The 24788-nt window shown below is 66.1% G+C and carries 17 protein-coding genes and 1 pseudogene; 13 read left to right on the top strand and 5 right to left on the bottom strand.

Features of this window, described 5'->3' with window-relative positions:
* Positions 1-16 precede the first annotated feature (16 nt).
* Positions 17-1401, top strand: a pseudogene (locus B5D37_RS12955) (class II 3-deoxy-7-phosphoheptulonate synthase).
* A gap of 99 nt (positions 1402-1500) precedes the next feature.
* Here the strand turns inward: B5D37_RS12955 and typA are convergent.
* Positions 1501-3330, bottom strand: a complete 1830-nt coding sequence (gene typA, locus B5D37_RS12950; RefSeq protein ID WP_078759159.1) for a translational GTPase TypA — start codon at positions 3328-3330, stop codon at positions 1501-1503.
* Positions 3331-3470: 140 nt separating this feature from the next.
* On the opposite strand from typA, the gene B5D37_RS12945 reads away from it, so the two are divergent.
* The 4 genes from B5D37_RS12945 to B5D37_RS12930 all read left to right on the top strand — a co-directional run bounded on the left by B5D37_RS12945 (position 3471) and on the right by B5D37_RS12930 (position 8213).
* On the top strand, positions 3471-3971 hold the full coding sequence (locus tag B5D37_RS12945) for a peptidylprolyl isomerase (protein WP_078759158.1): 501 nt from the start codon (positions 3471-3473) through the stop codon (positions 3969-3971).
* A gap of 207 nt (positions 3972-4178) precedes the next feature.
* The gene (locus B5D37_RS12940; protein ID WP_078759157.1) at positions 4179-5384 is read left to right on the top strand and encodes a pyridoxal phosphate-dependent aminotransferase; all 1206 of its coding nucleotides are present in this window, start codon (positions 4179-4181) and stop codon (positions 5382-5384) included.
* Positions 5385-5453: 69 nt separating this feature from the next.
* Complete coding sequence (locus B5D37_RS12935; protein ID WP_078759188.1) at positions 5454-6440, top strand: malate dehydrogenase; 987 nt, start codon at positions 5454-5456, stop codon at positions 6438-6440.
* Between the two features lie 75 nt (positions 6441-6515).
* Positions 6516-8213 (top strand): glycosyltransferase family 39 protein, encoded by a 1698-nt coding sequence (locus B5D37_RS12930; protein WP_159447401.1) that lies wholly within the window; start codon positions 6516-6518, stop codon positions 8211-8213.
* Here the strand turns inward: B5D37_RS12930 and B5D37_RS12925 are convergent.
* Complete coding sequence (locus tag B5D37_RS12925; protein ID WP_078759155.1) at positions 8194-9312, bottom strand: acyltransferase family protein; 1119 nt, start codon at positions 9310-9312, stop codon at positions 8194-8196. The genes B5D37_RS12930 and B5D37_RS12925 overlap by 20 nt on opposite strands.
* 118 nt (positions 9313-9430) lie before the next feature.
* Between B5D37_RS12925 and prpB the strand changes: the two genes are divergently transcribed.
* The 3 genes from prpB to B5D37_RS12910 are packed head-to-tail and all read left to right on the top strand — an operon-like array spanning position 9431 to position 11954.
* Positions 9431-10315, top strand: coding sequence for a methylisocitrate lyase (gene prpB / locus B5D37_RS12920; protein WP_078759154.1), 885 nt, complete (start codon positions 9431-9433; stop codon positions 10313-10315).
* Between the two features lie 20 nt (positions 10316-10335).
* Positions 10336-11484 (top strand): bifunctional 2-methylcitrate synthase/citrate synthase, encoded by a 1149-nt coding sequence (prpC, locus tag B5D37_RS12915; protein WP_078759153.1) that lies wholly within the window; start codon positions 10336-10338, stop codon positions 11482-11484.
* 2 nt (positions 11485-11486) lie between these two features.
* Entirely contained in the window at positions 11487-11954 is a 468-nt protein-coding gene (locus B5D37_RS12910) for an ion channel (protein WP_078759152.1), read from the top strand.
* 49 nt (positions 11955-12003) lie between these two features.
* On the opposite strand, the gene B5D37_RS12905 is transcribed toward B5D37_RS12910, so the two are convergent.
* The 3 genes from B5D37_RS12905 to B5D37_RS12895 form a co-directional block, all read right to left on the bottom strand.
* The gene (locus B5D37_RS12905; RefSeq protein WP_078759151.1) at positions 12004-12462 is read right to left on the bottom strand and encodes a cell wall hydrolase; all 459 of its coding nucleotides are present in this window, start codon (positions 12460-12462) and stop codon (positions 12004-12006) included.
* A 394-nt stretch (positions 12463-12856) separates the two neighbouring features.
* Positions 12857-14908 (bottom strand): NADPH-dependent 2,4-dienoyl-CoA reductase, encoded by a 2052-nt coding sequence (locus B5D37_RS12900; protein WP_078759150.1) that lies wholly within the window; start codon positions 14906-14908, stop codon positions 12857-12859.
* A 108-nt stretch (positions 14909-15016) separates the two neighbouring features.
* Complete coding sequence (locus B5D37_RS12895; RefSeq protein ID WP_078759187.1) at positions 15017-16045, bottom strand: Vgb family protein; 1029 nt, start codon at positions 16043-16045, stop codon at positions 15017-15019.
* Positions 16046-16245: 200 nt separating this feature from the next.
* Here B5D37_RS12895 and acnD point away from each other — a divergent pair, with 200 nt between their 5' ends.
* From acnD to B5D37_RS12870, 5 genes are all read left to right on the top strand, one after another.
* Positions 16246-18858: a Fe/S-dependent 2-methylisocitrate dehydratase AcnD gene (acnD, locus tag B5D37_RS12890; protein ID WP_078759149.1), complete on the top strand. Its 2613-nt coding sequence runs from the start codon at positions 16246-16248 to the stop codon at positions 18856-18858.
* Positions 18859-18914: 56 nt separating this feature from the next.
* The gene (gene prpF, locus B5D37_RS12885) at positions 18915-20099 is read left to right on the top strand and encodes a 2-methylaconitate cis-trans isomerase PrpF (RefSeq protein ID WP_078759148.1); all 1185 of its coding nucleotides are present in this window, start codon (positions 18915-18917) and stop codon (positions 20097-20099) included.
* Positions 20100-20165: 66 nt separating this feature from the next.
* Entirely contained in the window at positions 20166-21614 is a 1449-nt protein-coding gene (locus B5D37_RS12880) for a bifunctional 2-methylcitrate dehydratase/aconitate hydratase (RefSeq protein WP_078759147.1), read from the top strand.
* Between the two features lie 182 nt (positions 21615-21796).
* Positions 21797-22933 carry an OmpA family protein gene (locus B5D37_RS12875; protein WP_078759146.1) on the top strand — a complete coding sequence of 379 codons (1137 nt, stop codon included), beginning with the start codon at positions 21797-21799 and terminating at the stop codon, positions 22931-22933.
* 181 nt (positions 22934-23114) lie between these two features.
* Positions 23115-24200, top strand: coding sequence for an OmpA family protein (locus tag B5D37_RS12870; protein WP_078759145.1), 1086 nt, complete (start codon positions 23115-23117; stop codon positions 24198-24200).
* Positions 24201-24788: the final 588 nt, after the last annotated feature.

Below are 24788 nucleotides of genomic sequence, written 5' to 3'. Positions count from 1 at the left end.
TCTTCGGCCCGCGCCAATGTCCAGTGATCGCCACCTGCAACCCGTCAACCTGCCGAGCGGCTGGAGTTCCACCTCCTGGCGCGGCCGGGCTGCGTTGCAGTTGCCGACCTACCCCGACCAGACGGAGTTGGAGGGCGTCCTGTCGGAGCTGCGGGATCTCCCGCCGCTGGTCACCTCGTGGGAGATCCTTGCGCTCAAGCAGAAGCTCGCCGACGCACAGGAAGGCAAGTGCTTCCTGCTCCAGGGCGGGGACTGCGCCGAGACCTTCGATGCCTGCTCCTCCGAGGTCATCTCGAACCGGCTGAAGGTGCTGTTGCAGATGAGCCTTGTGCTGGTGCACGGGCTCAGGAAGCCGGTGGTCCGGGTGGGTCGTTTTGCGGGGCAGTATGCAAAGCCGCGTTCTGCCGACACCGAGACCATCGGCGGCGTCACCCTGCCGAGCTATCGCGGGGACATGGTCAATGGACCGTCCTTCGATCCGGAGGCCCGCCGGCCGGATCCGCGCAGGATGGTGAAGGCCATGCGCGTTCGGCCATGACGATGAACTTCGTGAGGGCGCTGATCGATGGCGGCTTCGCCGACCTGCACCATCCCGAGTACTGGAACCTCAGCTGGGTCGGCCACTCCTCGCTGGCCGCCGAGTACGGCCGGATGGTGGATGCGATCGGCGATGCGGTCAGGTTCATGGAAACCTTGTCCGGCGAGGAGGTGCACAACCTCAACCGGGTCGACTTCTATACCTCGCACGAGGCACTGTTGCTGCCATACGAGGAGTCGCTGACCCGTGAGGTGCCGCGCCATTGGGGCTGGTTCAACCTGAGCACACACTTCCCGTGGATCGGGATGCGGACGGCGGACGTCGAAGGTGCCCACGTCGAGTACTTCCGCGGGATCCGGAACCCGATCGCGATCAAGGTGGGTCCTTCGGTGAAGGCCGATCAATTGCTGCGCGTCATGGACGTGCTGAATCCCCGGGACGAGCCGGGACGGATGACCTTCATTCACCGCATGGGGGCCACCAAGGTTGCCGAGTGCCTGCCACCGCTGCTTGACGCGGTGCGGCGGGATGGGCGCAGGGTGCTGTGGGTGTGCGATCCGATGCATGGCAATACCGAAGCCACGGGCAACGGGTTCAAGACCCGTCGCTTCGACAACATCGGCAGCGAGCTCGAGCAGGCGTTCGACCTGCATGCGGCGGCCGGGACCCGGTTGGGTGGTGTGCACCTGGAGTTGACCGGCGAGGATGTGACGGAATGCCTCGGCGGTGCCCGCGAGCTGACCGAGACCGACCTGGAGCGCGCCTACCATTCAACCGTCGATCCACGGCTGAACTACGAACAGGCGCTGGAGGTGGCGATGCTGATCGTGCGCAAGCAGGCTCGCCTGACCGCCGCCGGCTGAAGGTTTTCGCGGTCCTTCCCAATGAAAAAGCCGCCCGATGGGCGGCTTTTTCGTGTCCAGCCGGCGCGGTAACGCCGGGCGACCAGTTCACGTAACTGATCAGCCGCCGCGGCTCGCGCGCTTCCGGTCGGTCTCGGTGAGGTGCTTCTTGCGCAGGCGGATTTCCTTCGGCGTGACCTCAACCAGCTCATCGTCCTCGATGAAATCCAGCGCCTGCTCAAGCGTGTGCTTGATGGCCGGGGTCAACTTGATCGCGTCGTCCTTGCCCGAGGCGCGCATGTTGGTCAGCGGCTTGGACTTGATGGCGTTGACCGTCAGGTCGTTGTCCTTGGAGTGGAGGCCGATCAGCTGTCCCTCGTAGACATGGTCACCCTCGGCGGCGAACAGCTTGCCGCGGTCCTCCAGCGGCCCCAGCGAGTAGGCGGGGGTGGTGCCGGCGGCGTTGGAGATCATCACGCCGTTGATGCGCTTGGCGATGGTGCCCTGTTCCTTCGGGCCGTAATGGTCGAAGACGTGGAACAGCAGGCCGCTGCCCTGGGTCAGCGTCTTGAACTCGTTCTGGAAACCGATCAGGCCGCGCGCCGGGATCATGTAATCCAGCCGCACGCGTCCCTTGCCGTCGGACTCCATGTTCTTCAGCTGGCCCTTGCGGATGCCAAGCTTCTCCATCACACCGCCCTGGTGCACTTCCTCGACATCGACCACCAGTTGCTCGATCGGCTCCATCAGCTGGCCGTCGATTTCCTTGATGATCACTTCCGGGCGCGACACGGCGAGCTCGTAGCCCTCGCGGCGCATCGTTTCGATCAGCACCGACAGGTGCAGCTCGCCGCGGCCGGAGACCAGGAACTTGTCCGGGTCCGAACCTTCCTCGACCTTCAGTGCGACGTTGTGCAGCGTTTCGCGCTCCAGTCGCTCGCGGATCTGGCGGCTGGTGATGAACTTGCCGCCACTACGGTCCTTGTTCCCCGCGAACGGCGAGTTGTTCACCTGGAACGTCATGCTGATGGTGGGCTCGTCCACCGTCAGGGCGGGCAGCGCTTCGGGCGTGTCGAGCGCGCAGACGGTGTCGGAGATCGACAGGTCGGCGATGCCTGACAGAGCGAGGATGTCGCCGGCCTTGCCCTCTTCGACTTCCACGCGCTCCAGGCCCATGAACCCCAGCACCTGCATCACCTTGGCCTGGCGCTTCTTGCCGTGCCGGTCCACCACGCTCACCGGCATGTTGGTGCGCACCGTGCCGCGCTGGATGCGGCCGATGCCAATCAGGCCGACGAAGTTGTTGTAGTCCAGCTGGCTGATGCGCATCTGGAACGGGCCCTCGGGGTCCACCGTCGGCGGCGGCACGTGCTTCATGATCGCCTCGTAGAGCGGGGTCATGTCGCCGTCGCGTGCGCTGTCGTCCAGGCTCGCGTAGCCGTGCAGCGCCGAGGCGTAGACGATCGGGAAGTCGAGCTGCTCGTTGGTCGCACCGAGCTTGTCGAACAGGTCGAAGACCTGGTCGATCACCCAGTCCGGCCGTGCGCCGGGGCGATCGATCTTGTTGACGACCACGATCGGGTTGAAGCCCATCGCGAACGCCTTCTGGGTCACGAAGCGCGTCTGCGGCATCGGCCCATCCATTGCATCGACCAGGATCAGCACCGAGTCCACCATCGACAGCACCCGCTCGACCTCGCCACCGAAGTCGGCGTGTCCCGGGGTATCGACGATGTTGATGCGGTTGCCATTCCAGTTGATGGCGGTGTTCTTGGACAGGATCGTGATGCCACGCTCCTTTTCCTGATCGTTGCTGTCCATCATCCGCTCGGTCGTGACCGTGCGTTCGCTGAACGTTCCGGATTGCTTGAGCAGGCAATCGACGAGGGTGGTCTTGCCGTGGTCGACGTGGGCGACGATGGCGATATTGCGCAGGCGTTCGATGGACATGGGGAAAGGCGCCGAGGGCGCCGCTTTTCTGAAATGAAGTCGACCAGTATATAGGCAGAGTGGGGGCGAGCGGCGACGCACGAGGCTTGGGATAGAATTGGCCGCTACGTGTTCATTTTTCCCCCACAGCTGGAGTTCCCATGAGCCTGACCGCCACCTTCGATACCGAGCGCGGCCCGATCCAAGTACAGCTCGAGCCTGAAAAGGCGCCGCTGACCGTCGCCAATTTCGCCAACCTCGCCCGGCGCGGCTTCTATGACGGCCTGAACTTCCACCGCGTGATCAATGACTTCATGGTCCAGGGCGGGTGCCCGCAGGGCAGCGGCACCGGCGGCCCCGGCTACCGTTTCGAGGACGAGACCGGCAACGGCCTCAGCCACGAGCGTGGCGTGCTCTCGATGGCTAATGCCGGCCCCGGCACCAATGGCAGCCAGTTCTTCATCACCCACGTCCCGTGCCCGTGGCTGGACGGCAAGCACACGGTGTTCGGCAAGGTGACCGAGGGCATGGACGTGGTCGACAGCATCAAGCAGGGCGACAAGATCAAGTCGGTCAAGCTGGAAGGCGATGTCGACGCTGCCCTTGCGGCCAGGGCCGACCGGGTCGCCGACTGGAACAAGACCCTCGACGCCAAGGCGTAGTACCCCCCGCGTTCCTGTAGGAGCGGCTTCAGCCGCGATCCTTGGCTGGTTCCGCGTGACGCTTGCCGATCGCGGCTGAAGCCGCTCCTACAGAGGGCCGCGGAGCCGCGGCCGAATTAGTTTCACGTGGTACTATTTTCCGAACCATCCGGCCGGGTCGCATGGCGTCCCGGCTGTCCCCAATGCATCTCCACCGAGGTCACCACGATGCCCCAGCTCGCCCGGCGCATCGGTCGCGCCAAGCCCAGCGCGATCATGCAGATTGCCGAGAAGGCCAAGCGCCTGAAGTCCGAAGGCCGCGACATCATCAGCTTCTCGATCGGCGTGCCCAACTTCCTTCCGGGCGAGCACGTCTACGAGGCCGCGCGCCGGTCGCTGGCCGATGACAGCGGACAGTACGGCAGCAACCGCGGTGCCGAACCGATGCTGGATGCCTTCCTCCAGCACATCGAAAAGATCGGCCTGACCGGCTATACGCGTGCGAACCTCTCGACCGGGGTCGGCGCCAAGCACGTGCTCTACAACCTGGCCGAGGCACTGCTCGACGAGGGCGACGTCATCGCCTTCCCGACACCGTACTGGACCAGCTACCTGGACATCGCGGAGATCGTCAATGCGCGGGTCGAGCTGCTGCCGTGCCCACCGGAGCAGGACTACAAGCTCACCCCCGTGCAGCTCGATGCCGCACTGGCGAAAAAGCCACGGGTGTTCCTGTTCAACAACCCGTCCAACCCGACGGGCATGGTCTACGACAAGCAGGAGATCGCTGCGCTGGCGGATGTCATCGCCAGGCACCCCGATACCTGGATCATCACCGACGACATCTACAACCGGATGGTGTTCGACGACGTCGGCTACCACAACTTCCTGCATGCCCGTCCGGAACTGAAGGACCGGGTGATCTTTGTCGACTCCCTGTCCAAGACCTATGGCATGCCCGGCTGGCGGGTGGGTTTCCTGGCCGGTCCGGAAGTGGTCGCCCAGGCCGTGGTGACGATGAATTCCAACCACATCACCAGCCTGCCGGAGGTGGTGAACGCCGCCGCGGTCGCGGCGCTGTCGGGCCCGCAGGACGTACCCGACGCGAAATGCGCAGAGTTCCAGGCCAAGCGCGACCAGGTGATGGAGGTGATGGATTCGATCCCCGGCATCGTCTGCCCCCGTCCGCAGGGTGCGTTCTACGTGTTCCCCGACATCAGCTCGGCTTTCGGCAAGACCCATGGCCCCAGCGGGCTGAAGATCGATAACGACGTCGATTTCTGCAGTGCATTGCTCGAGACGAAGGGTGTCGCCTGCGTACCCGGCTCGGCATTCGGCGAGCCGCGCGCACTGCGCATCAGCTACACCTGCCCGACGCCGCAACTGGCGCCAGGCATGGACCGGTTCCGCGAGTTCTTTGCCGAACTGGTCTGATCCCTACTGAAACAGCCGTCCATGGCGCTCGCCGTGGACAGCTCCATCGAAAAGCCCGGAGGCTCCCCCATGAAGACCCCAGTCCGCGTTGCCGTCACCGGCGCTGCCGGCCAGATCGGCTACTCCCTGCTGTTCCGCATCGCTTCGGGCGAAATGCTCGGCAAGGACCAGCCGGTCATCCTGCAGATGCTCGAGTTGCCGATGGAGAAGGCCCAGGCCGCGCTCAAGGGCGTGATGATGGAGCTGGAGGATTGCGCATTCCCGTTGCTGGCCGGCATGGTCGGCACCGACGATGCCGAAGTGGCGTTCAAGGACGCGGACATCGCCCTGCTGGTGGGCGCCCGTCCGCGTGGCCCGGGCATGGAGCGCAAGGACCTGCTGCTTGAGAACGCGAAGATCTTCACCGCGCAGGGCGCGGCGCTGAATAAGGTCGCCAGCCGCGACGTCAAGGTGCTGGTGGTCGGCAACCCGGCCAACACCAATGCCTACATCGCGATGAAGTCCGCCCCTGACCTGCCGGCGAAGAACTTCACCGCGATGCTGCGCCTGGACCACAACCGTGCGCTGAGCCAGCTGGCCAACAAGGCGGACGTCAAGGTCGGCGATATCAAGAAGCTGGTGGTGTGGGGCAACCACAGCCCGACCATGTATCCGGACTTCCGCTTCGCCACCGTGGACGGACAGTCCCTGAAGGACAAGGTCAACGACGCCGACTGGAACGCCAACGAGTTCATCCCGAAGGTTGGCAAGCGCGGTGCGGCCATCATCGAAGCCCGGGGTCTGTCCTCGGCGGCTTCCGCTGCCAACGCCGCGATCGACCACATCCGCGACTGGGTGCTGGGCAGCAACGGCGAGTGGGTGACCATGGGCGTGCCGTCTGACGGCAGCTATGGCATTCCCGAAGGCATCATCTACGGTGTGCCGGTCACCACCGAGAACGGCGAGTACACCCGCGTGCAAGGCTTGGAGATCGACGAGTTCAGCCGCAAGGCGATGGACAAGACCCTGGCCGAGCTCGAGGAAGAGCGCGCCGGCGTGGCCCACCTGCTGGGCTGAGCCGTAGAGCGGGCGGTGCCCATCGCGGCACCGCCGGGTCAGGTCGCGCGCGCGGCTTCTTTGTCAGGGATGGCGATGTCAAAGCGTTTCGTGCAGGACGGTTGGCTTCTGGCTGCCGTTGGAATGGTGTTCTTGCTGGTCGGTGGTTACTACTTCACCGGCCTCTACTGCAGTGACGACACCCGATACATGCTCGGGGCGATCCGACTCGCTGTGGGCGAACCGATCTCGACGGCGTCACTTGCCGAAAGAAGGGTGATGTTCCTGCTGCCGGCGGCGCTCTTCCACGCCTTCGGCTGGAAAGCCGACCTGTTGGCGGCCCCGTATCTGTTGTTCTTCGTGGGTACCGGCTGTTCCGGCTATCTCCTCGCCAGGCGCCTCTTGCCGCGCGCCGGCGCGGCGCTGGCGATGCTGCTGGCCGCGGCGCAGCCAGTGCTGTTCCTGTATGCGGGGGCGATGCTCCCGGATATTGCCGGAACATTCTTCATCGTGCTGGCATTGCTGCTACTCGTCCTCTGGCTGGAGGCCGTGGAGGTGGGGGCAGGGTGGCGCAGGGAGCTTCTTCTGGCGGCGGGGGTTGGTGGCGCCATGGCGACCTCGTTGACCATAAAGGAGAGCGGGCTGGTTCTGCTGGTGGTGCCGGTCGTGGTAATAGCGCTGGCGTCGTGGCGGCGGGGTGCTTCCCGGATCCTCCCGGTCATCACGGCGCTTCTTTTGGGGTTCGCCGCTGTGTTGGTGGTCGAGGCGGCGGTCTTCCGGCTGACGGCAGGCCACTGGTATTCCAGTCTCCTGAGCCTGTCTACGCCCCACGACATGCAGGCCTACACGCAGGCACAGGGGCTGGACCCGATCGCCCGCCTCGGCACCCTTCGCGCGATCCTCAGTCCGGTCACCAAAGGCTTGTTCCTGCTTGCAGGCTTGTCCTCGCTGCACCTGGCCCGGGCTTGGCATTCGGGCCGCCTGCCGCATACGGGCGCGCTGGGCTGGCTGGTCGTGGTGTTTGGCTGGTCGTGGCCGCTGCTGGCTTTCACCCTCGGGTCCGTCTCGCTGACCGAGTACCGGCCAGCGGTCATGCAGGAGCGCTATTACGCACCGGCCATCATCCCGGCCGCCATTCTCGCCGCGGACCTGGTGCGACACATCGCTTTCGCCGGGGCAGCCCGTTTCCGGTGGGTGGGGCCGATTGCCGCAGCCGTGCTTTCAGTCTGGTTGTTGAGCGCTCCCTACTCAATGTGGGCAGACCGTGGGCTGATCTATGCCGCCGGCGCGAAGGAAGCCTTCCTCCTCGCCCGCCGTGACGCCGCCCGGCGATTTCCGGGTGTTCCCCTGTATGACGTGGCAAGTGGCTGGAACGCCGATCTTGGCCGTTGTCGCGCCTTGTTGGTGCCGGTCCTGCCCGGTGGCGAGGAACGCCTCTCCGGTGCGCTGGCGGAGGGGGCTGATCGCAAGGGTAGGTTTTTCCAGCCCGAAGCCAGGGATCTGATACCTCCCTATCTGGTGTTGGGTCACGGTCCTTTCCTTGATGAGCCCAAGCGGAAGGACTGGAGCAGGAATCTGCTCCAAATGAAGAGGGAAGGAAAGCTCTCAGTAGAACAGGTGGGGCGCTACTGCCCGGCTAAATTGGGATCTTCAATCGAACAGACGTGGATGCCGCGTTCGATTGCCTCGCAGCGAACGAACGTGTCGGCTGCCTCCCAATGTGGAGCAGGCGAACTGCGCCACCATGAACCGCAGTACGTTGATCTCTATCTGGTCACGGAATCGCGCCGTTAGCGTGTTCGTCGCCGGGTTTGGTTGGGGCCATGCGGGCAGGAAGCGGCCACTGCCGCAATGACCGCGGCAATCCCAGCAACGGTCGCTCCACCCATCGCCACGACGAAATTCCGGCCGCCACGCACGCGATCACCGTCACCACGATGAAGACCAGGTGCTGCCATCCGCTCTGGTTGAACCCGCTCACCTGCCAGAGCCGGCCAGCGGCGGACACCACGAACACGTGCGACAGGTACAGGGAGTACGAGCTGTCGCCAAGAAGCGTCAGCCAGCGGCCCATCGCGCCCTCGGGACGGCGTCGCGCCGCGAGCAGCCCGAGTACGACCAGCGCAGCGGCGGGGCCGAACACCAGCGTTCGCAGGCTAGGGGGCAGCACGTCGGCGTCGACCCGGCGGTCGAGGACGACTATCGCGGCGACCAGCGCGACGGCCCCGAGTACGGCACAGGTGCCAGCGGTGCGCTCCGGCATCCGTCGCCAGTACAGGCCGACGAAGGCGCCGGCGATGAACTCCAGGGTCATCGGGTTGGACGCCAAGGCGAGCCAGGGTGGCCGCGCCCCGAGAGCGGCATGGGCCACCAGCACCGCCAGAGCCCAGGCCAACAGGAAGAGGGGCATGTGCCGCTCCTGCAGGAAGGCGAGGGCACCGGCCATCACGAGATAGAAGTACATCTCGTGGATCAGCGTCCAGCCCACCGTGAGTACCGGCAACTGGTGCTGTGGCCAGAGCAGGTAGGACGCCAGGATGCTCTGGTCCTGGTACGAGGAGTTGGCGATGCCGGGTGCGACCAGCATCAGTACCACGACCAGCGAGGTGTAGATCCAGTACGGCGGGAGCACCCGCCACGCACGACGCGCCAGGAACCGTCCGGCATTGGGGACGGAGCGGTAGCGGCCAGATGCCACCGTCGCCATCACGAAACCGGAGATCACAAAGAAGATGTCGACGCCGGCATCGGCGAAGCGCATCGCTCCGGGCAGCAACGGCTCCCCGGAGCCGAACCTTGCCTCAACGATCCTCAGGTGGAACAGCACCACCAGCAACGCGGCGCCGGCACGCAGCGCCTGGATAGGCAGGTAGGTGGGGCGGTGGTCCGTCATGTACTGCTCCTTTGCCGGCAGATGCTATCCCAGCATCGGCCCGGGCGGTGCTGCAGGAGGAGGCCGCGACGGCAGCTCGGCTAGAATGGTGGCTTCGTATCGCGTGACCGGAGACACCATGGCTTCGCAACATTCCGCCGGGGCGCGATTCCGCGCCGCCGTAGCCGAAGAATCCCCACTGCAGGTGATGGGCGCCATTACCGCCTATGCCGGACTGATGGCCAGGCGCGTCGGCTACAAGGCGCTGTACCTGTCCGGTGGCGGCGTGGCCGCCAACTCCCTGGGCATGCCCGACCTGGGCATCAGCACGATGGAAGACGTGCTCACTGACGCGCGTCGCATCGTCGATGCCACGGGCATGCCGCTGCTGGTCGACATCGACACCGGCTGGGGCGGGGCGTTCAACATCGCCCGCACCGTCCGCTCGTTCGAGCGGGTGGGCGTCGCCGCCGTGCACATGGAGGACCAGGTGGGCCAGAAGCGTTGCGGCCACCGTCCGGGCAAGGAGGTGGTGTCCAAGGGTGAAATGGTCGATCGGGTGAAGGCGGCAGTGGATGCACGGACCGACGAGGGCTTCGTGCTGATGGCGCGCACCGATGCCGCGGCCGTGGAAGGCGTCGATTCGGCGATCGAGCGTGCGCAGGCCTATGTGGAGGCCGGCGCAGACATGATCTTCCCGGAAGCGATGAAGTCGCTGGACGATTACCGGCGCTTCAAGCAGGCGGTGAAGGTGCCGATCCTGGCGAACCTGACGGAGTTCGGCTCCACGCCTTTCTTCACCACCGACGAGCTGCGCGAGGCAGGCGTGGACATCGCCTTGTATTGCTGTGGCGCCTACCGCGCCATGAACAAGGCCGCGTTGCACTTCTACGAGACGGTGCGCCGCGAGGGCACCCAGAAGAACATCATCGACACCCTGCAGACGCGGGCGGAGCTTTATGACTTCCTCGGCTACCACGCCTACGAGGACAAGCTCGACGCCCTGTTCGCCGGCGACAAGTAACGAAGACCAAGGAGCTGCAAATGAGCGAGAACAACGCGCTGCCCAAGCCGAAGAAGTCGGTCGCCCTTTCGGGCACCGCGGCCGGCAACACCGCCCTGTGCACCGTGGGTCGCAGTGGCAACGACCTGCACTACCGCGGTTACGACATCAAGGACCTGGCGACCCGGTCCTCGTTCGAAGAGGTCGCCCACCTGCTCGTGCATGGCGCATTGCCGACCCGGTCGCAGCTGGACGCCTACCGCACGAAGCTTCGCCGATTGCGCGGCCTGCCGGCCATCGTCACCGAGGCGCTGGAGCTGGTGCCCGCCAATGCCCATCCGATGGACGTGATGCGCACCGGGTGCTCGGTGCTCGGCACGGTACTGCCCGAACGCGAGGGCCATCCGGCCGCCGAGGCGCGGGACATCGCCGACCGGCTCATCGCCAGCTTCGGCTCGATGCTGCTGTACTGGTGGCACTTCACCCGCAACGGGCGCCGCATCGATGTCGAAACCGATGACGACACCGTCGCCGGGCACTTCCTGCATCTGCTTCATGGCGAGCCACCGAGCGAACTGCATGTCGAGTCCCTGGACAAGTCGCTGGTGCTGTATGCCGAGCACGAGTTCAACGCATCGACCTTCACCGCGCGCGTCATCGCCGGTACCGGCTCGGACATGTTCTCCTGCCTCACCGGGGCCATTGGCGCGCTCCGGGGACCCAAGCACGGCGGGGCCAACGAAGTGGCGATGGACATCATCAGCCGCTACTCGACCGCCGACGAGGCCGAGGCCGACATCCGCGCCCGGATGGAGCGCAAGGAGATCGTGATTGGCTTCGGCCACCCGGTGTACACCGTGGGCGATCCGCGCAACCCCATCATCAAGGAGATCAGCCGCAAGCTGTGCGCCGAAGGTGGAAACCAGGTCCTGTTCGACGTGTCCGAGCGCATCGAGAACCTGATGATGGACACCAAGAAGATGTTCCCGAACCTGGACTGGTACAGCGCCTCGGCCTACCACATGATGGGCATCCCGACGCCGATGTTCACCCCGCTGTTCGTGATCGCGCGCACCACCGGGTGGAGCGCGCACGTCATCGAGCAGCGTGAGGACGGCAAGATCATCCGCCCCAGTGCCAACTACACCGGGCCGGAAGATCGCGATTACGTCGGGATAGGGGACCGCTGAGCATGCAGGACGGCTGGCTCGGCTTGCTGGTGGTGGCCGTGGTCGGCCTGGTGACGGTGACGGCCACGGTCCTGATCCACCACGAGGGACTGCAGTGGATCGACCGCCTCTGTTTCGGCAACGGGAAGCCCCGCCGCCGCAGTCTGGTGTTGTCGGTGCTATTGGTGCTCAGCCTGCATATCGTGCACATCCTGCTCTACGGGGTCGGCTTCTGGGGCATCCCCCTGTTGCCGCTGGGCGGATGGATCGGAGAGCAGGGTGCGACGGCGACGCTGACCGATGCGTTTTATCTCTCCGCGATCAACTACAGCACCCTCGGCATGGCAGGGGACCTGATGCCGACGGGCCCTATTCGGCTCCTGGTGGCGCTGGAGTCGATCGCCGGCCTGCTGATGCTCACCTGGTCGGCATCGTTCACCTACAACCGGCTGTCCAGGAAGCTGGGAGGCGACGACAGCGGCCAGTCCTGAAAAAGAAAAAGCCCGCCAGCTGGCGGGCTTTTTCGTTCCGGCCGCGCAATCAGGATTCGCGCGGCTTGAGGTTCTGGACCTTCAGGAACGTGTGGTCGCCAATGGTGGCCACCTGGTAGGCATTCCGCCAGCTGGGGCTGGCAATCGACAGCGCCGCAAAGTGGCTGGCGCCGGGAACAATCTCCGTGCGCTCGCCCGGAGGCAGCGCCCAGTTGCGCTGCGCTTCCATCGCGATGGTGACCGACTCCGCCCACGCCTCGGTATTGCTCAGGCGGGTGTTGGGCGAGACCAGGGTCGGCGCGAACTGTTTGCGGGCAGTGACGACCTCGCACACGCTGTCACCCCACAGGCCGCTGTCGCGGCGACGCAGGGCCACCTCGGCGACGGCCTGCTGTCCCTGCGTGGACTGGTTGCGGGCCTCGAGGTACAGCGTTGTGCTGAGGCACAGCGAATCGGCGGTTTGCGGTGGCAGTACAGAAGCCAGCCACAGGATCCAGGCGAGTTTCATTTCGACTCCTTGCTCCGTTGCGCCGGCGCACTGGGCCACCTCCTGTGGAAGGAAGTCGACCCGGCATCAACCGGCATGGCGTACTGGGGAGGGCGGCGGCTCTTTGGCTCGCTTTGCCCCTTCGCCGGCTGACGCGATAGGCGTGGCCGGCGTGGGTTGCCGCGGGTGGCGGCTGGAAAGTTGGCGCAAGGTAGCCGCAGTTATATAAATGGCAGGTGAATGAGCGCGGTTGACAGTCGGGCCTGGAAAGTGAGTCGAATGTGATGCCGGGCACGAAAATCCGCGCCCCATCGGGCTTGTTCGACCCGTCAGTACGCCTTTTTTGGCTCCTGACCCTGTTCAGTTTCGGGTGAACGCCGGGTGCTGGCGTCGCCGTCAAGAGGGCGATTTGCGCCTAGAGCGATGCCGCCAGAGCGCATCCCTGGGCGATTGCGCGCTTCGCATCAAGTTCCGCGGCCACGTCGGCCCCGCCGATCACGTCCACCTCGCGCCCGAGGGCCTGGAGCTCGTCGCCCAGGGCCCGCAACGGCTCCTGCCCCGCGCAAATGACGACGTGGTCCACCGGCAGAAGCTCCTCCGTACCCTCCCGGGCGATGCGCAGCCCCGTTTCATCAAAGCCCAGGTACTGCACGCCCCCCAGCATCTCGACCCCGCGGGCTTTCAGCGTCGCGCGATGGATCCAGCCGGTGGTTTTACCCAGGCGGGTACCCGGCCTGCCGGCGCTGCGCTGCAGGAGCCAGATCTTGCGAGCTGGAGGCTCCGGCCGTCGCGCTACCAGCCCTCCGCGATTGCCGGTGTACTCCAGGTCCACCCCCCACTCCGCGCGCCATCGCGCCGGGTCCAGGGTGGAGGAGGGGCCGTGCTCGGAGAGGAACTCGGCCACGTCGAATCCGATACCACCGGCTCCCACAATGGCCACTTCAGCGCCGACTTCCACATCCCCGCGCAGGACATCCAGGTAGCCGACCACGCGCGGGTGCTCGGCGCCCGGGAAGTCGACCGCCCTGGGCACCACGCCGGTCGCCACCACGACCCGGTCGAAACCCGCAAGTTCGCTGGCCTGTACCCGCTTCCCCAGGCGCAGCTCCACCCTGGTCAGCTCGATCTGCCGCGCGAAGTAGCGCAGGGTCTCGTGGAACTCCTCCTTGCCCGGGATGCGCTTGGCGAGGTTGAACTGCCCGCCGATCTCCGAGGCGGCATCGAACAGAGTCACGCGGTGCCCGCGTCCGGCCGCGATCGTCGCGCATGCGAGTCCGGCGGGGCCGGCCCCGACCACGGCGATCCTGCGGGGGGTGCTGGTCGGGAGGTAGTTGAGCTCGGTTTCCGCGCAAGCCCGCGGGTTGACCAGGCAACTGGCGGTACGGTTCTGGAACACGTGGTCCAGACAGGCCTGGTTGCAGGCGATGCAGGTGTTGATCTCATCGCTGCGGCGGGCGTGGGCCTTGGTGACCCAGTTCGGATCGGCCAGCAGCGGCCGTGCCATGGACACCATGTCCGCCTCCCCGGCGGCGAGGATGCGCTCGGCGACGTCGGGCATGTTGATCCGGTTGGTGGTGACCAGCGGGATCGAGATCTTGGGCTTGAGGCGGGCGGTGATGCCACTGAACGCACCGCGCGGCACCGAGGTGGAAATGGTGGGTACGCGCGCCTCGTGCCAGCCGATGCCGGTGTTCACCAGCGTGGCACCGGCAGCCTCCACCGCCCGGGCCTGCGCGACCACCTCGTCCCACGCCAGGCCCTCATCAACGAGGTCGATCATCGAAAGCCGGTACACCAGGATGAAGTCTGGCCCGCAAGCCTCGCGGATGCGCCGCACGATCTCGACCGCGAACCGCATCCGCCGCGCGGCGTCCCCGCCCCAGGGGTCGTCGCGGCGGTTGGTGCGTGGCGCGGTGAACTGGTTGAGCAGGTAGCCCTCCGAGCCCATGACCTCGACGCCGTCGTAGCCGGCTTCGCGGGCCAGCCGCGCGCTACGGACGAATGCGGCGATCTGCCGTTCGATGCCGTGGCTTGAAAGGGCGCGAGGGGTGAACGGGTTGATCGGTGCCTTGATTCTGCTGGGCGCGACCTGGAGCGGGTGGTAGCCATAGCGGCCGGCATGCAGGATCTGCAGGCAGATCTTCCCGCCGTTGTCGTGGACCGCGCGGGTGACCTGCCGGTGGCGTGCGACTTCCCATGGCCAGGTCAGCGTGCCGCCAAACGGCTTCAGCCAGCCGGTGATGTTCGGCGAGAAGCCACCCGTCACGATCAGCCCCACGCCGCCTGCTGCGCGCTCGGCGAAGTAGGCCGCCAGCTTCGGGAAATCGCGTGCGCGATCCTCCAGTCCGGTGTGCATCGAGCCCATCAGCACCCGGTTCGGCAACGTGCAGAAGCCCAGGTCGAGGGGCGCGAACAGGTTCGGGTAGAGGGGATGGGGCGCGACTGCGTCCGGGGCGATGGCCGACATTCGTAAATACGCTCGCGTATGGAGCGCCCAAGATGCCGCGATCCGCGTGCCGGCACAACCGGCGGTCGGTGTGGAAGGCCGCCGGGGCGAGGCGGCGCTGGTTGAAGGCTACTCCGGCAGCACGGCCCGGCCGAGTCGGTTGGTATCGGTGCCGAACCAGAGGCTGTTGCTCGCCGGATCGAACACCATGTGCCGGACGGTCATGCCGCCGCTGGGGATCGGCGTGGCAGGGAGGAACTCACCTGTCGAGGGATCGAAGCCCTGCAACAGGTTGGGCTGCGGGCCGGTTTCCACGAACCAGACCCGTCCCTGGTCGTCGGTGGCCATCGCATAAGGACCCGACCGGTCCGACGGCGTTTTCCATTCCTCGAACGTACCATCGGCAGGATCGTAGGCACCGATGTAGCCCTGGGTGAAATCCCCGTACCAGACCCGGCCGTCGCCGGTCAGGCCGATCCGGCGCGGGCGTGCCTGCTCGCGCGGCAGTTCGATCTCGGTGACCTCGAGGGTGCCCGGATCGACGGAGGCGATCCTGTTGGTCCCCAGCAACACGGCCCAGGCGCCCCCACTTTCGGTCGAGAGGATCCCGTAGGGCAGCGCGCCGCTGGTCGGCACCGGGACGACCCGCATTTCACCGCTGTCCATGTCGACCCGGCCGATCGCGTTGCCGCGCTGCATGGTGAACCAGATGCCGCCGCTACCGTCGAAGCTGAAGGTATGCGGGTCCCGCTTCTCGATTCCGGCGACCTCGGGCACCTCATGGGTGGTGTAGTCGCCAGTGCCGGGGTCGAACCTGAGGATGGTGCCGTTGCCGTTCCCGGCGATCCACGGGAAGCCCTCCTGGTCGACCACCACCGTATGGGGCTTGGTGCCGGCGGGCAGGTCGTGGCGCTCGAAGCTCCCGGTATCCGGATCAAATACGCCAAGGTAGTTGCCGACCTGGCCGACGAACCAGATCCGGCCGTCCGGTGCGAGGTAGGGGTCACGCGGCCGCGTATCCGGCCATGGGACCTGCCATTCCTGGATATCGGCTGCAGGCTTTGACGGGACCTGCGCCTGCGCACCGGTGAACCAGGCGTGGGTGGCCAGGGTGAGCAGCAGGGCGACCGCGGCGCTTGAAGAGACCAGGTGGTTCATCTCCATTCCTCCCGTGGTGAGCAGTCGGGCCAGCATACGCCGGACCCGGCAGGGCGATCGTAACCGCTTGTCGTGGATGCGATAATGACGGTTCCCGCGCTTCCGCGGCCCCAGGCCTCCTGGTCTCCGGTGCCTCCCCTGATGGTGGCACCGCGCCCCGCGCTCGCGCCGCTCCCTTTCGCAAGAGACCCGCCATCCGCATGAATACCGCCTTCCGCAAGCCGCTGCCGGGCACCACGCTAGACCATTTCGACACCCGCGCCGCAGTCGAGGCGATCAGGCCCGGCGCCTACGACACGCTGCCCTACACCTCGCGCGTGCATGCGGAGAACCTGGTGCGGCGGGCGGATCCGGACCGGTTGGCCGACTACCTGACCCAACTGGTCGAGCGCCGCCGCGACCTTGATTTCCCCTGGTTCCCGGCCCGTGTGGTGTGCCACGACATCCTCGGGCAGACCGCGCTGGTCGACCTGGCCGGCCTGCGCGACGCCATCGCCCAGCGTGGCGGCGATCCGGCCCAGGTGAACCCGGTGGTGCCGACGCAGTTGATCGTGGACCACTCGCTGGCGGTCGAGTGCGGTGGATTCGATCCCGATGCGTTCGGGAAGAACCGCGCCATCGAGGACCGCCGCAACGAAGACCGGTTCCACTTCATCGAGTGGACCAAGAAGGCGTTCCGCAACGTGGACGTGATCCCGCCGGGCAACGGGATCATGCACCAGATCAACCTGGAGAAGATGTCGCCCGTGGTGCACGCAATCGACGGCGTGGCGTTTCCCGATACCTGCGTGGGTACCGACAGCCACACGCCGCACGTTGATGCCTTGGGCGTGATCGCCGTGGGCGTCGGCGGCCTGGAGGCCGAGAGCGTGATGCTGGGCCGGGCATCGTGGATGCGCCTGCCGGAGATCGTGGGTGTCGAGCTTCTTGGACGGCCAGGGCCGGGCATTACCGCCACCGACGTGGTGCTGGCGCTGACCGAGTTCCTGCGCCAGTCGAAGGTCGTGGGTGCCTATCTCGAATTCCGCGGCGAGGGTGCGTCCGCGCTCACCCTGGGCGATCGCGCGACCATCTCCAACATGGCACCCGAGTACGGCGCCACCGCGGCGATGTTCTTCATCGACGACAACACCATCGATTACCTGCGCCTGACCGGTCGCGACGAAGCACAGGTCAAGCTGGTCGAGACCTATGCGAAGCACACCGGGCTGTGGGCCGACGCCCTCGCGGATGCACGGTACGAGCGCAGCCTGTCATTCGACCTCTCGACCGTCACCCGCAACATGGCCGGCCCGTCCAACCCACATCGTCGCCTTCCGACGTCCGCTCTGGCCGAGCGTGGCATCGCAGGCAACCTCGAAGCGGCGCGGGCGCAGGAGGCCGAAGGCCTGATGCCGGATGGCGCGGTGATCATCGCCGCGATCACCAGTTGCACCAACACCAGCAATCCGCGCAACGTGATCGCCGCGGGCCTGCTGGCGCGCAATGCGAACGCACGCGGCCTCACCCGCAAGCCGTGGGTCAAGACCTCGCTCGCCCCCGGCTCCAAGACCGTGCAGCTGTACCTGGAGGATGCGGGCCTGTTGCCGGAGCTCGAGCAACTGGGTTTTGGCATCGTCGGTTTCGCATGCACCACCTGCAACGGCATGAGCGGCGCGCTGGATCCGGCCATCCAGAAAGAGGTCATCGAGCGCGACCTTTACGCCACGGCAGTGCTGTCGGGCAACCGCAACTTCGACGGCCGCATCCACCCCTACGCCAAGCAGGCCTTCCTCGCCTCGCCGCCGCTGGTGGTCGCCTATGCGATCGCCGGCACCGTGCGCTTCGACATCGAGAAGGACGTGCTGGGGAACGACGCCGAAGGCAATCCGGTCACGCTCAAGGACCTGTGGCCTTCGGACGAGGAGATCGACCGGATCGTCGCCACCAGCGTCAAGCCGGAGCAGTTCCGCCAGGTCTACGAGCCGATGTTCAAGTTCGTCGTCGAGCACGGCGAGAAGATCAGCCCGCTGTACGACTGGCGGCCCCAAAGCACCTACATCCGCTGCCCGCCCTACTGGGAAGGCGCGCTGGCAGGCGAGCGGGCATTGAGCGGCATGCGCGCGCTGGCCGTGCTGGGGGACAACATCACCACCGACCACCTCTCGCCATCGAACGCGATCATGCGTTCCAGCGCCGCCGGCGAATACCTGGCGAAGATGGGCGTGCCCGAAGAGGACTTCAATTCCTACGCCACCCACCGCGGCGACCACCTCACCGCCCAGCGCGCCACCTTCGCCAATCCGAAGCTGCTCAACGAGATGGTGCGCGACGAGCACGGCGAGGTGAGGCAGGGATCGCTCGCACGGCTGGAGCCGGAAGGCGAGGTGGTACGCATGTGGGAGGCGATCGAGACCTACATGCAGCGCCGCCAGCCCTTGATCATCATCGCCGGTGCCGACTACGGCCAGGGCAGCTCACGCGACTGGGCGGCCAAGGGCGTGCGACTGGCCGGCGTGGAGGCGATCGTCGCCGAGGGCTTCGAGCGCATCCACCGCACCAACCTGATCGGCATGGGCGTGCTGCCGCTGGAGTTCCTGCCCGGCACCGACCGCAACACGCTGCGGATCGATGGCACCGAAACCTATGACGTGGTTGGGACCCCGACCCCGCGCGCGGCGTTGACGCTGGTGATCCACCGCCGCGACGGCGAGCGGATGGAGGTGCCGGTGACCTGCCGCCTCGACACCGCGGAGGAAGTGTCGATCTACGAAGCCGGCGGCGTGCTGCAGCGCTTCGCCAACGATTTCTTCGAAGCCGCGGAGGTGGCGTAGGCGCATCCACGCCCGCGCCAACCCATCACTGCACCGATAGCGCCAGGTAATCCGACATGCCACATCCTCCGCAACTCCGCATTCCCGCCACCTACATGCGGGGCGGGACCAGCAAGGGCGTCTTCTTCCGCCTCCAGGACCTGCCGGAGGCCAGCCAGGTGCCCGGCGCCGCGCGTGACAGTCTGTTGATGCGCGTCATCGGCTCGCCCGATCCGTATGGCAAGCACACCGACGGCATGGGCGGTGCGACCTCGAGCACCAGCAAGTGCGTCATCGTCTCGAAGTCGAGCAAGCCCGACCACGATGTCGACTATCTCTACGGGCAGGTGTCCATCGACCAGCCGTTCGTGGACTGGAGTGGCAATTGCGGCAACCTGAGCGCCGCTGTCGGGCCATTCGCGATCGATGCAGGGCTGGTCGACCCGGATCGGGTGCCACGCGACGGCACCGCGATCATCCGCATATGGCAGGCCAACATCGGAAAGACCATCATCGCGCACGTGCCGATGACTGACGGGCAGGTCCAGGAGACGGGCGACTTCGAGCTCGACGGCGTGACCTTCCCGGCGGCCGAGATCCAGCTGGAGTTCGTTGATCCCTCCGACGAGGGCGAGGGCGGTGGCGCGATGTTCCCGACCGGGCAGCTGGTGGATGAGCTCGAGGTCCCCGGGGTGGGGTCGCTCAGGGCGACCATGATCAATGCCGGCATTCCCACGATCTTCCTCGACGCCGCCGATCTCGGCTACACCGGTACCGAGCTGCAGGACGCGATCAACGGCGACCCGCAGGCGCTGGCGAGGTTCGAAGCGATCCGTGCACACGGCGCCGTGCGCATGGGGCTGATCGAGCGCATCGAGCAGGCTGCCTCCCGCCAGCACACGCCCAAGGTCGCCTTCGTCGCTCCGCCTGCCGATTACACCTCGTCCAGTGGCAAGCGCATCGCCGCCAGCGACATCGACCTGCTGGTGCGCGCGCTGTCGATGGGCAAGCTGCACCACGCGATGATGGGGACCGCCGCGGTGGCGATCGGGACCGCCGCCTCGATCCCGGGCACGCTGGTGCACGCGGCCGCCGGTGGCGGCGATCGCGATGCAGTGCGCTTCGGGCATCCCTCTGGAACCCTGCGCGTCGGCGCGCGGGCGGTGCAGGTCGACGGACGATGGACCGTCACCAGCGCGGTGATGAGCCGCAGCGCACGCGTGCTGATGGAAGGGGCGGTGCGGGTACTGCCCGCGGTGTAGGGCAGGTCAAGGGCGCGGGAGGGGCCCGGGCCCACAATGGCGGTCCTGCCACCTGGAGGATCACCGATGGGCCAGCACGACATCCGCTCCACGGCGCGCCCCGACCCCGACCAGCCGATGGTCGACATCGCCGACTACGTCGCGGGCTACACCATTGATTCGAAGGAAGCCTACGACACCGCGCGCTACATGCTGCTGGACTCGCTGGCGTGCGCGGCCCTGGCCATGGACCACGAGGCGTGCGTCAAGCACCTGGGGCCGCTGGTACCTGGCGCGGACATGGAAGGTGGCGCGCGCGTGCCCTTCACTTCCCATGAGCTGGATCCGGTGCAGGCGGCCTACAACATCGGCGTGCAGGTCCGCTGGCTGGACTTCAACGACACCTGGCTGGCCGCGGAGTGGGGCCATCCGTCGGACAACCTCGGCGCGATTCTCGGGCTCGCCGACTATCTCGGGCGCAAGGCCGAGGCAGCGGGTGGCAAGGCGCTCACCGTGAAGGACGTGCTTGGCCATGCGATCAAGGCGCACGAGATCCAGGGCTGTTATGCGCTGAGGAACTCATTCAACAGGGTCGGCCTCGACCACGTGATCCTGGTCCGGCTGGCGTCCACGGCCGTGGCCACGCACATGCTGGGGGGCGATCGGGAGGCGATCTGGACCGCCGTTTCCCACAGCTGGATCGACAACGGCGCCCTGCGGACCTACCGGCATGCCCCCAACACCGGACCGCGGAAGAGCTGGGCGGCCGGTGACGCCTGTCGTCGCGCCGTTACCCACGCCTTGAACGCGGTCAAGGGCGTGGTCGGCTATCCCAGTGCGCTGACCGTGCCGACATGGGGCTTCTACGACATCGCCTTCAACGGCAAGCGTTTCGAATTCGAGCGGCCGTTCGGCAGTTACGTGATGGAGAACGTGCTGTTCAAGATCAGCTTTCCCGCCGAGTTCCACGCGCAGACGGCGGTGGAGTGCGCGATGCAGTTGCACCAGCAAGTGCGCGATCGCATCGACGACATCGAGCGCATCGAGATCCAGACCCAGGAGGCGGGCGCGCGGATCATCGACAAGACCGGGCCGCTCCACAACTACGCGGACAGAGACCACTGCATCCAGTACATGGTAGCCGTCCCGCTGATCTTCGGTCGCCTGACCGCTGACGACTACTCCGACGCGGTCGCAGCCGACCCGCGGATCGACGCGCTTCGGGAAAAGATGTCCGTCACGGAGAACGAGCAGTTCACCAGGGACTACTTCGATCCGGAGAAACGCTTCATCGGTAACTCGGTCCAGGTGTTCTTCAAGGACGGCAGCAGCACCGACAGGGTGTCGATCGATTATCCGATCGGCCACCGACGTCGCCGGGACGAGGGCATCCCGGTGCTCATGGCGAAATTCGAGAAGGCCATGCGGATGCGACTGCCGGCCGGGAATGCCGACCGTTTGATGGACCTGGCGGCAAATCCGGCGAGGCTGGAGGCTCTTCGGATTACGGAGCTGATGGAGATGCTCCGAACCTGAATGCGAGATATGCGAGAATTGGCGGTGCGGAACTTTTCGACGGTTGTTAGTCCATCGTTAACAGGCTCTTCACAGGCGCGAACCTAACCTGCCGCGGATGGCGTCCACCCCAGGCGGCCGTCCACCCGGTTTGGAATCACGCAGATGCGGTTTCCCCCAACAGTTTCAACAAGGAGATACATATGAATAAGAACCTCCTCTGCGCCGCCCTCGTGGGTGGCCTGAGTCTGGCCGGTTCGGTCAGCGCGCAGGAATTCGATGATCGCTGGTACGTCACCGCCGGTGCTGGCATGAACTTCCAGGACAACCACCGCGGTACGGATGACGCCCCGTTCGGCACGATTGGCGTCGGCAAGTTCATCAACCCGAACTGGTCGGTGGATGGTGAACTCAACTTCCAGAACCCCAGCAGCAATCGCAACGATGACTTGAACTGGAGCCAGTACGGGATCTCGTTCGACGTGCGTCGGCATTTCATTGCTGACGGCCGCAGCTGGAACCCGTACGTCGTGGCGGGTCTGGGCTACCAGCGCTCCGAGGAGGAGTTCGATCCTTCCAACCCGCTGTTGCCGGCACGTTTCGAGCGCAACGGTGCGCCGAGCGAGCGTGAAGACGGCAGCGTCGCCGGCAAGCTCGGCTTTGGTGTGCAGGGCGACGTCGGCCGCGTGAAGGTCCGTACCGAACTCGCCTATCGTGCGCATGCGGACGATGACAGCATCGGCGCCTACCTCGAAGACGGCGAACCGCGTGATGACGGCGAAGACTGGTTCGGCGACATCCTCGCCTCGGTCGGCGTGGTCGTGCCGCTGGGACCGGAGCCTGTTGCGCCGGTCGCCCCGGCCCCGGCCCCGGCTGCTCCGAACTGCGCGGACCTGGATGACGACGGCGACGGCGTCAACAATTGCGACGACCGCTGCCCGGACTCGCAGGCTGGCCAGACCATCGGTCCGGACGGCTGCCCGGTACCGGTCTCGATCGACCTGAAGGGCGTGAACTTCGACTTCGACAAGTCGACCCTGCGTCCGGATGCGGTGGCGATCCTGAGTGAGGCGGTGCAGATCCTGCAGCGCTACCCCGACCTGAATGTCGAGGTCGCCGGCCACACCGACCTGTGCGGTTCGGACGCCTACAACCAGTCGCTGTCGGAGCGTCGCGCCAACGCGGTGTACGACTACCTGACCAGCAACGGCATCGGCAGCAACCGCCTGGTGGGTCCGAACGGTTACGGCGAGAGCCGTCCGCTGGAGTCGACCCCGCAGACCAACCCGGAGTGCCGCAGCGAAACCAACCGCCGCACCGAGTTGAACGTGCAGAACTGATCCATCGTTCTGGCAGTAACAAAGGAGCCCGGGTGATCCCGGGCTCTTTTTTTTGCCGCGCGGACGCTGTCGGGCGGCATTCACAAATGTGTATGATCCTCGGCTGTGAACAGGCGAGCTACGAACAGGTCCTCGTCGGTTCCTCTTTGCTTGCCGTTCCCCATTACATGGAGTGACACAGATGAAGATCCGTCTATTGAGCACCGCGATGCTGGCCGGTCTGGCATTCGCTTCGGCTGCCAATGCACAAGAGTTTGACGACCGCTGGTACATCGCCGCCGGAACCGGCATGAACTTCCAGGCCAGTGACCGGGGGACGGAGGATGCTCCGTTCGCCACCTTCGGCGTGGGTCGCTTCATCAGCCCGGAGTGGTCGCTCGACGGCGAACTGAACTACCAGAACCCTTCCATGGACGCCGACGCGGACTTGAACTGGAGTCAATACGGCATCTCCCTGGACCTGCGTCGCCACTTCCTGGGCGAAGGCCGTAGCTGGAATCCCTATGCAGTGATGGGGCTGGGTTACCAGCGCTCGGAGGAAGAGTACGATGCCTTCCCGAGCCCCGATTCCCCGGGCGAGCGCGAAGACGGCAGTTTCGCTGCCAAGGCGGGCTTTGGTATGCAGGGTGACGTGGGCCGCGTAGGCATCCGCACCGAGCTTGCGTACCGCGCTGATTTCGATGACCAGAGCGTGGCCGCCACGGACAAGGACTGGTTCGGAGACATTCTCGCCTCGGTTGGCGTGGTCGTGCCGCTGGGTCCGGAGCCGGTGGCAGAGGTAGCCCCGGCGCCGGCCCCGGCCGCTCCGAACTGCGCAGACCTGGATGACGACGGTGACGGCGTCAACAACTGCGACGACCGTTGCCCGGACTCGCAGGCTGGCCAGACCATCGGTCCGGACGGCTGCCCGGTGCCGGTGTCGATCGACCTGAAGGGCGTGAACTTCGACTTCGACAAGTCGACCCTGCGTCCGGATGCGGTGGCGATCCTGAGCGAGGCGGTGCAGATCCTGCAGCGCTACCCCGACCTGAACGTCGAGGTCGCCGGTCACACCGACCTGTGCGGTTCGGACGCCTACAACCAGTCGCTGTCGGAGCGTCGCGCCAATGCGGTGTATGACTACCTGACCAGCAACGGCATCGGCAGCAACCGCCTGGTGGGTCCGAACGGTTACGGCGAGAGCCGTCCGCTGGAGTCGACCCCGCAGACCAACCCGGAGTGCCGCAGCGAGACCAACCGCCGCACCGAGTTGAACGTGCAGAACTGAGCATGCACCGGTCGGCCTTCGGGCCGGCCCGCATGTCCAAAGCCCGGCCTTTCGGCCGGGCTTTTTTTTGCGATCTGCGGCCATGTTGGGAGTGATCAACCGGTTCATGCTCCACCTGCCGGCCACCCTATACTGCGGAACCTTCCCCCAACCGGAGACCCCATGGGCCTGCTGAGATCGATCGCCGTCGCCACCGGTGTAATGCTTGCTTCGTCCGCCTGTTCCGCCACCGGCGCGACGCAGGAGGCGGCCGCGCCTACCCCGCAGGCGACAGGAACGGGTGACGTCGCGGTTCAACCGCAGCCGGTGACGCCACCGTGGGAACAGCCAGCCATACAGCCGCCCGTATCCCAGCAGGAACAGTCTTCGCAGCAATCGCCGGCACCGGCGGAGCGGCAGCCGTCTCCCGCGACGCCGGAGCAAGCTCCCGCTCCCGCGACGTCTGCGACTCCGTCCAGCCCGGCTGCGCCGACGCCACCGACCGAGGCGGGTGGCGAACCCGTTGCCGGTTCACCGGGCGCAGCACCGTACGTGCCGAAGACCGAGCATGACAACACGCCCTGGCGTTTCAACATGCAGCAGGACGGC

The sequence above is a fragment of the Lysobacter spongiicola DSM 21749 genome, from assembly GCF_900167055.1.
GTDB lineage: Bacteria > Pseudomonadota > Gammaproteobacteria > Xanthomonadales > Xanthomonadaceae > Novilysobacter > Novilysobacter spongiicola.
Note: the sequence above shows the minus strand (reverse complement) of the source record. Positions and strands in the feature narration are given on the sequence as shown.

Bases quoted from the DNA above. Each gene is read 5' to 3' on its own strand.
- B5D37_RS12945 (WP_078759158.1), top strand. From the start codon at position 3,471: ATGAGCCTGACCGCCACCTTCGATACCGAGCGCGGCCCGATCCAAGTA.
- typA (WP_078759159.1), bottom strand. From the start codon at position 3,330: ATGTCCATCGAACGCCTGCGCAATATCGCCATCGTCGCCCACGTCGAC.
- B5D37_RS12930 (WP_159447401.1), top strand. From the start codon at position 6,516: ATGTCAAAGCGTTTCGTGCAGGACGGTTGGCTTCTGGCTGCCGTTGGA.
- B5D37_RS12895 (WP_078759187.1), bottom strand. From the start codon at position 16,045: ATGAACCACCTGGTCTCTTCAAGCGCCGCGGTCGCCCTGCTGCTCACC.
- acnD (WP_078759149.1), top strand. From the start codon at position 16,246: ATGAATACCGCCTTCCGCAAGCCGCTGCCGGGCACCACGCTAGACCAT.
- B5D37_RS12935 (WP_078759188.1), top strand. From the start codon at position 5,454: ATGAAGACCCCAGTCCGCGTTGCCGTCACCGGCGCTGCCGGCCAGATC.
- B5D37_RS12870 (WP_078759145.1), top strand. From the start codon at position 23,115: ATGAAGATCCGTCTATTGAGCACCGCGATGCTGGCCGGTCTGGCATTC.
- B5D37_RS12880 (WP_078759147.1), top strand. From the start codon at position 20,166: ATGGGCCAGCACGACATCCGCTCCACGGCGCGCCCCGACCCCGACCAG.
- prpC (WP_078759153.1), top strand. From the start codon at position 10,336: ATGAGCGAGAACAACGCGCTGCCCAAGCCGAAGAAGTCGGTCGCCCTT.
- B5D37_RS12940 (WP_078759157.1), top strand. From the start codon at position 4,179: ATGCCCCAGCTCGCCCGGCGCATCGGTCGCGCCAAGCCCAGCGCGATC.
- prpF (WP_078759148.1), top strand. From the start codon at position 18,915: ATGCCACATCCTCCGCAACTCCGCATTCCCGCCACCTACATGCGGGGC.
- B5D37_RS12905 (WP_078759151.1), bottom strand. From the start codon at position 12,462: ATGAAACTCGCCTGGATCCTGTGGCTGGCTTCTGTACTGCCACCGCAA.
- B5D37_RS12910 (WP_078759152.1), top strand. From the start codon at position 11,487: ATGCAGGACGGCTGGCTCGGCTTGCTGGTGGTGGCCGTGGTCGGCCTG.
- B5D37_RS12925 (WP_078759155.1), bottom strand. From the start codon at position 9,312: ATGACGGACCACCGCCCCACCTACCTGCCTATCCAGGCGCTGCGTGCC.
- B5D37_RS12900 (WP_078759150.1), bottom strand. From the start codon at position 14,908: ATGTCGGCCATCGCCCCGGACGCAGTCGCGCCCCATCCCCTCTACCCG.
- B5D37_RS12875 (WP_078759146.1), top strand. From the start codon at position 21,797: ATGAATAAGAACCTCCTCTGCGCCGCCCTCGTGGGTGGCCTGAGTCTG.
- prpB (WP_078759154.1), top strand. From the start codon at position 9,431: ATGGCTTCGCAACATTCCGCCGGGGCGCGATTCCGCGCCGCCGTAGCC.